At 73.1% G+C, this 5,854-nt stretch carries 7 protein-coding genes and 1 pseudogene; 1 reads left to right on the top strand and 7 read right to left on the bottom strand.

Translation table 11 applies throughout. The features are described from left to right. Positions 1-36 precede the first annotated feature (36 nt). From ESO86_RS10120 to ESO86_RS10090, 7 genes are all read right to left on the bottom strand, one after another. Entirely contained in the window at positions 37-939 is a 903-nt protein-coding gene (locus tag ESO86_RS10120) for a hypothetical protein (RefSeq protein ID WP_129234787.1), read from the bottom strand. Beyond that, a complete protein-coding gene (locus ESO86_RS10115; RefSeq protein WP_129234786.1) occupies positions 939-1,304 on the bottom strand; it encodes a PadR family transcriptional regulator in 366 nt (121 codons plus the stop codon). Before ESO86_RS10115 ends, ESO86_RS10120 begins: the two co-directional genes overlap by 1 nt. Before the next feature lie 89 nt (positions 1,305-1,393). After that, positions 1,394-2,323, bottom strand: coding sequence for a cation diffusion facilitator family transporter (locus ESO86_RS10110; protein ID WP_129234785.1), 930 nt, complete (start codon positions 2,321-2,323; stop codon positions 1,394-1,396). Positions 2,324-2,394: 71 nt separating this feature from the next. Continuing rightward, complete coding sequence (gene rdgB / locus ESO86_RS10105; protein ID WP_129234784.1) at positions 2,395-3,015, bottom strand: RdgB/HAM1 family non-canonical purine NTP pyrophosphatase; 621 nt, start codon at positions 3,013-3,015, stop codon at positions 2,395-2,397. Between the two features lie 14 nt (positions 3,016-3,029). After that, the gene (gene rph / locus ESO86_RS10100) at positions 3,030-3,806 is read right to left on the bottom strand and encodes a ribonuclease PH (RefSeq protein WP_129234783.1); all 777 of its coding nucleotides are present in this window, start codon (positions 3,804-3,806) and stop codon (positions 3,030-3,032) included. Then, positions 3,803-4,696, bottom strand: coding sequence for a glutamate racemase (murI, locus tag ESO86_RS10095; protein WP_129234782.1), 894 nt, complete (start codon positions 4,694-4,696; stop codon positions 3,803-3,805). Before murI ends, rph begins: the two co-directional genes overlap by 4 nt. A 16-nt stretch (positions 4,697-4,712) precedes the next feature. Then, positions 4,713-5,603 (bottom strand): LysR family transcriptional regulator, encoded by an 891-nt coding sequence (locus tag ESO86_RS10090; protein ID WP_129234781.1) that lies wholly within the window; start codon positions 5,601-5,603, stop codon positions 4,713-4,715. Between the two features lie 68 nt (positions 5,604-5,671). Here ESO86_RS10090 and ESO86_RS10085 point away from each other — a divergent pair. Next, positions 5,672-5,854, top strand: a pseudogene (locus ESO86_RS10085) (EamA family transporter); the annotation flags it as partial.

Genomic DNA, 5,854 nt, shown 5'->3' with positions numbered 1-5,854 from the left:
GCCGCTCGCGGCGCCGAGCCTGAACCGGCGGCCGGGTCACGCGGGGTGGGGTTCGCGCCCCCGCGCCCGAGCTCCGGACGGGGCAGGCGTGAGCGCGAGCCCGGCACCGAGGAGGACCGACGTCACGGGCACGAGCCACACCGCGATCGCCATCGCGGGTCCGCGGAGGAACACCTCCATCGATACGCCGCTCGCGAAGCCGAGGAGCGCGACGCCCAGCAGCAGCGCGAGGCTGCCCACGACCGCGAGGGGCGTGAAGCTGAGGGCACCGAGGGCACGCGTGCGGACCGAGATGACGCCGGCGGCGATGAGGACGCCGAGGATCGCGAGGAACCCCGCACCGAGCAGGATGCTGCCGACGAGGTCGAACGCGCCACGCCACGGCGAGACCGTCGGCAGCGCGTAGCTGAGCATCGAGACGCCCCCGAGGCCGACCATCGCGCTGCCGACCACCGCCGCGATGCGCAGCGCCGACCGGGTCGCCACAGCGGCGGCGGAGAGGCGATGCACGAGCGCGAGGAGCCCGATCGCGGTCAGCACGGCCCCGACGAGCACGATCGTCGGATGCACGGCGACGTCGGTCGAATCGAATCCGACCACCGCGCCGGTCTGGCGGACGAGCCCCCAGAATCCGTAGCTCGAGTAGCTCGCCACGATCATGGGCAGGCCGATCGCGGTCGCGATTCCGGCTCCGAGGCCGGCGAGGTTGACGTGCATGACGGACTCCTTCCGTGCGTGTTCGCGCATCGCCGCCAGCACCAGGTCGACGACGATCCGCACCCGCGCCGATCGCGCGGAGCGGGCGCCCTGCGACTGCGCCTCGCGGACGGTGTCGCGGGCCAGCACCCGGATCTCCTCGCCGTACTCCGAGCGGAACTCACCGGGCAGCATCAGCATCGCGGCGCCGAAGAGACGCCCCTCGATGCCGGGCGCGGACATCAGGCCCCACCCCACCCCGGGAGCAGCCGCTTGAGCACCGCCTGCCGGGCGAGCGCCGCGACGCGGGCGGCCTCGGCGGCGGCGACGCGTTCACCGAGACCGGTGATCCGGTAGTACTTGCGCCGCTCGTCGTCGAGCTCGGGGTCGACCCGTGCGGCCGCCTCGGCGATGAGCCCCAGCGCACGGAGCCGCTTGATCGCCCCGTAGAGCGTGCCGGGTGCGAGCACGATCGATCCCTCGGTCCGATCGCGCACCTCGCGCATGATGCCGTACCCGTGCCGCTCCTCGTCGGCGAGCGAGAGCAGGATGTGGAAGACCGGCTCGCTGAGCGGAAGCAGGTCCTTCGGCTGGGTCTCGGCGCTCATCGTCCCTCGATCGTCGAATGTATCGAACTGCGGTATATCGCGTCACGATACATCTGGTGCGCGCGGACGTCAAGGCTGCGCCCACGGGCTCAGGCGTGCGTCGCCGACTCGCGGCGCCCGCGGCCCGACGGCTCGAGCTGGAAGGTCGAGTGCTCGACGTCGAAGTGCTCGTCGAGGCATCCGCCCAGTTCGTCGAGCAGTGCGCCGACCCGCCCCTCCGCGAACACGGCGGGTTCGACCTCGACATGGGCGCTGAACACGTGCGCACCGGTCGTGATCGCCCACACGTGCACGTCGTGCACGGCGACCACGCCGTCGGTGTCGAGGATGTGATCGCGGATCTCCGCGACATCCGTCTCGGCGGGCACCGACTGGCTGAGCACGCGCATCACGTCGCGCAGCAGCACGACCGCGCGCGGCACGATGAGCCCCGCGATGAGGAGCGACGCGATCGGGTCGGCCGCGTCCCAGCCCGTGACGAGGATCACGATCGCCGCCGCGATGACGAGCACCGAGCCGATCGTGTCGCCGAGCACCTCGAGGTACGCGCCGCGCAGGTTGATCGACTGCGACGCCCCGCCGCGGAGCACGAGCAGCGCGGCGACGTTGGCCAGCAGGCCGACGATCGCGATGACGAGCATGGGACCGCCGGCGACCTCATGGGCCTCGCCCGACGCGCCGGAGGCGAGCCGGCCGATCGCGCTCGCGGTCACCGAGACCGCGACGACGACGAGCAGCACGCCGTTGAAGAGGGCGCCGAACACCTCGAACCGGCGGAAGCCGTAGGTCTGCCGGTCGTTCGCGGGCCTGGCGGCGACGATCGCGGCGCCGAGCGCGACCACGAGGCCGAGCAGGTCGCTCGTCATGTGGCCGGCGTCCGCGAGCAGCGCGAGCGAGCCCGTCAGGAAGCCGCCGACGACCTGCACGACGACGAACGACGCGATGATCGCGATCGCGATCGCGAGGCGTCGGCGGCCGGCGGCGTGCGCGTCGGCGGCGTGGTCGTGCGAGTGTCCCATCCCCTCCAGCGTAGGCACGGATGCCGCCGCTCGCCGGTGATGGGAATGAGTCCCGTTCTCGCCGGCCGGGTTCAGCCGAATCGCGCCACGCGCTCCAGCTCGGGCAGCAGCGCCCGGAACGCGCGCGCCCGGTGGCTGTGGGCGTTCTTCACGTCGGGCGCGAGCTCCGCGGCCGACACGTCGAAGCCGTCGGGCAGGAAGATCGGGTCGTAGCCGAAGCCGTTGACGCCGGCACGCTCGGTCGCGATGCGCCCGGGCCACGCGCCGACCGCGGCGAACTCGTGCGGCTCGCCGCCCGAGGCATCCGGCACCACCAGGGCGATCGTGCAGTGGAAGTGCGCGGTGCGATGCGGGTCGCGGATGTCGCCGAGCTGCGCGAGCAGCAGCTCGAGGTTCGCCTCGGCGCCGCGCCCGGGCCCCGCCCAGCGCGCCGAGAAGATGCCCGGTGAGCCGCCCATCACGTCGACCGCGATCCCGGAGTCGTCGGCGAGCGCGATGCGACCCGTGTGCGATGCCGCGGCGCGCGCCTTGATGAACGCGTTCTCGTCGAACGACGTGCCGTCCTCGACGGGCTCGGGCCCGTCGTACGGCAGCACCGTGATGCCCGGGAACTCGGCCCCGAGGATCTGCTGGAACTCGGCGACCTTGTGGGCGTTGTGCGTGGCGAGGACGACCTCGAGCGACTGCGGCATCCGTCGGCCCCCGATCAGCCCGCGGCGCTCGCATCCGCGCCCGCGAGCGGCGCCTCGAGCGCGGCCCGCTGGATCGCGGTGAGCTCGGTCGTGCCGGCGAGCGCGAGGTCGAGCAGCTGGTCGAGCTCGCGACGGTCGAACGGCGCGCCCTCGGCGGTGCCCTGCACCTCGACGAAGAGGCCCCGGCCCGTCGCGACCACGTTCATGTCGGTCTCGGCGCGGACGTCCTCGACGTAGGCGAGGTCGAGCATCGGGGTGCCGTCGATGATGCCGACCGACACCGCCGAGACGGTGTCGATGAGCGGCGTCGCCTTCTGCGCGATGAACCGCTTGCCCCGCGCCCACTCGATCGCGTCGGCGAGCGCGACGTACGCGCCCGTGATGGCCGCGGTTCTGGTGCCGCCGTCGGCCTGCAGCACGTCGCAGTCGATCTGGATGGTGTTCTCGCCGAGCGACTTCATGTCGACCACGGCGCGGAGGCTCCGGCCGATGAGCCGGCTGATCTCGTGGGTGCGGCCGCCGATGCGGCCCTTGACCGACTCGCGGTCGTTGCGCGTGTTCGTGGAGCGCGGCAGCATCGCGTACTCGGCCGTGACCCAGCCCTTGCCCTTGCCGGTCATCCAGCGCGGCACGCCGTTGGTGAAGCTCGCCGTGCACAGCACCTTCGTGTTCCCGAACGAGATGAGCGCGCTGCCCTCCGCGTGTGCGCTCCATCCGCGCTCGATGACGACGTCGCGCAGCGCGTCGGGGGTGCGGCCGTCGGCACGCACGAGGTCGGGGGTCTCGGTCACTGGGTTCTCCTGTCGGTGGCGGATGCCGCGGGCGCGGCGGTTCCGGATGAGGCGGTGGGCGCGGCCGGCGATGCGACGGGGAGCGTGAGCACGCCCGTCTGCACGAGCTCGACCTGCGAGATCTCTGGGCCGATGAGGCGGTGCGCGAGGTCGAGGAACGCCGCGCTCGATCCGCCCGTCGCCTCGAAGCGGTGCACGGGCGGTTCGGGCGAGCGTCGCTCGAGGCCCTGGGAGACGAGCACGCGGTAGACGTCGTTCGCCGTCTCGACGTCGCTCGAGACGAGGCTCACGCCCTCCCCCATGACGTACGAGATCGCGCCCGTGAGGAAGGGGTAGTGCGTGCAGCCGAGCACGAGCGTGTCGACGCCGGCGTCCCGGAGCGGCGCGAGGTACTCCTCGGCGACGGCGAGCACCTCGGGGCCCGTGGTGACGCCGGACTCGACGAACTCGACGAAGCGCGGGCAGGCCGCCGACGAGAGGTCGAGGTGCGGTGCGGCGGCGAAGGCGTCGTCGTACGCGCGCGACTGCACCGTGCCGGCGGTGCCGATCACGCCGACGCGGCCGGTGCGGGTCGTTGCGACCGCGCGCCGCACCGCCGGCTGGATGACCTCGACGACCGGCACGTCGTAGCGCTCGCGCGCATCGCGCAGCATCGCCGACGACGCGGTGTTGCACGCGATCACGAGCATCTTCACGCCCTGCGCCACGAGGTCGTCGAGCACGGCGAGCGCGTAGCGGCGCACGTCGGCGATCGGCTTCGGCCCGTAGGGCGAGTGCTCGAGGTCGCCCACGTAGAGGATCGACTCGTTCGGGAGCTGGTCGCGCACCGCGCGGGCGACGGTGAGGCCGCCCACGCCGGAGTCGAAGATCCCGATCGGTGCATCACTCACGAGCCACCAGCCTAGATCAGCCGTGCGCGGCGCCGGCCTCCTCGGCGGCCGCCGACGTGTACGCCGCGCGCACCGCGCGCGTGATGCGCCCGGTCGACGGATGCCGGTGGTTCCGGTGCCAGGCGATGCGCACCTCCATCGGCGGCGCGTCGTCGATCGGCACGAACACCACCCCCGGCCGCGGGAGGTGGTGCGCGGTCGCCTCGGAGGTGACGCCGATCGCATCGCCTGCGGCGATGAGGTCGAGCCACTCCTCCACGTCGCCGCTCGACGTGAGGCGCGGTGACGCGATCCCCCGCGACTCCCAGAGCTCGGCCGTCGTCGTGCCGGCACGCAGGTCGACCGCGACCTCCCACGGCGTCAGGTCGGCAAGCGAGACGGTGTCGCGGTCGGCGAGCGGATGGTCGACGGGCAGCGCGGCGACCCGCTGCTCGCGGCCCACGACCTCGGACCGCAGTTCGGGCGGCAGCACCGGGTGCCGCACGACGGCGAGGTCGACGTGCCCGTCGAGGAGCCCCGCGTCGCGCGAGTTGATGCGCACGAGTCGGATCGGGTCCTCGGGATGCGCGCGGTTCCAGGCGCGGAGCACCGAGGTGGTGTGCGCGCCGAGCGCCGCCCAGGCGTACCCGATCCGGATCACGGCGCGCTCGCCGCGCAGGGACGCGACCGCCCGATCGAGCTCGGCGAGGACGCGGCGCGCGGTGCCCGCGAGCGCGGTGCCGGGTTCGGTCGGTTCCACGCGCCGGGTCGTCCGGTGCATCAGCGTCGCCCCGACCGTGCGCTCGAGTGCGGCGAGCGACCGGGAGACCGCGGCCTGCGACATCCCGAGCCGGTCGGCCGCGGCCGTGAACGATCGCTCGTCGTCGACGGCGACGAGGACGCGGAGATGCCGCAGCTCCAGATCCATGTGCTCAGCGTATCAATGGGCGCGCATTGCATTTCTCAGCGCGTCAATGCCGACGTAGCGTGAGTCGCATGGCACGGACGAACGGAGACGGGATCGGCGGCGGGGTCGCGGTCCTCGGCGGCGCGACCTCCGTCCAGGTCGGCGCCGCGATCGGCGCGACGATCTTCCCCCTCGTCGGACCTGCGGGCGTCGTCGCGCTCCGCCAGCTCGTCGCCGCCGTCGCGCTGCTCGCCGTCGCCCGCCCGCGCCGA

Origin of the sequence: Agromyces binzhouensis, assembly GCF_004135055.1 — a bacterium.
Lineage (GTDB): Bacteria > Actinomycetota > Actinomycetes > Actinomycetales > Microbacteriaceae > Agromyces > Agromyces binzhouensis.
The sequence above is the reverse complement of the archived record's forward strand: the minus strand, read 5'-3'. Positions and strand labels throughout refer to the sequence as shown.

Coding starts and splice junctions, on each gene's coding strand:
- ESO86_RS10120 (WP_129234787.1), bottom strand. CDS start 939: ATGTCCGCGCCCGGCATCGAGGGGCGTCTCTTCGGCGCCGCGATGCTG.
- ESO86_RS10115 (WP_129234786.1), bottom strand. CDS start 1,304: ATGAGCGCCGAGACCCAGCCGAAGGACCTGCTTCCGCTCAGCGAGCCG.
- ESO86_RS10110 (WP_129234785.1), bottom strand. CDS start 2,323: ATGGGACACTCGCACGACCACGCCGCCGACGCGCACGCCGCCGGCCGC.
- rdgB (WP_129234784.1), bottom strand. CDS start 3,015: ATGCCGCAGTCGCTCGAGGTCGTCCTCGCCACGCACAACGCCCACAAG.
- ESO86_RS10090 (WP_129234781.1), bottom strand. CDS start 5,603: ATGGATCTGGAGCTGCGGCATCTCCGCGTCCTCGTCGCCGTCGACGAC.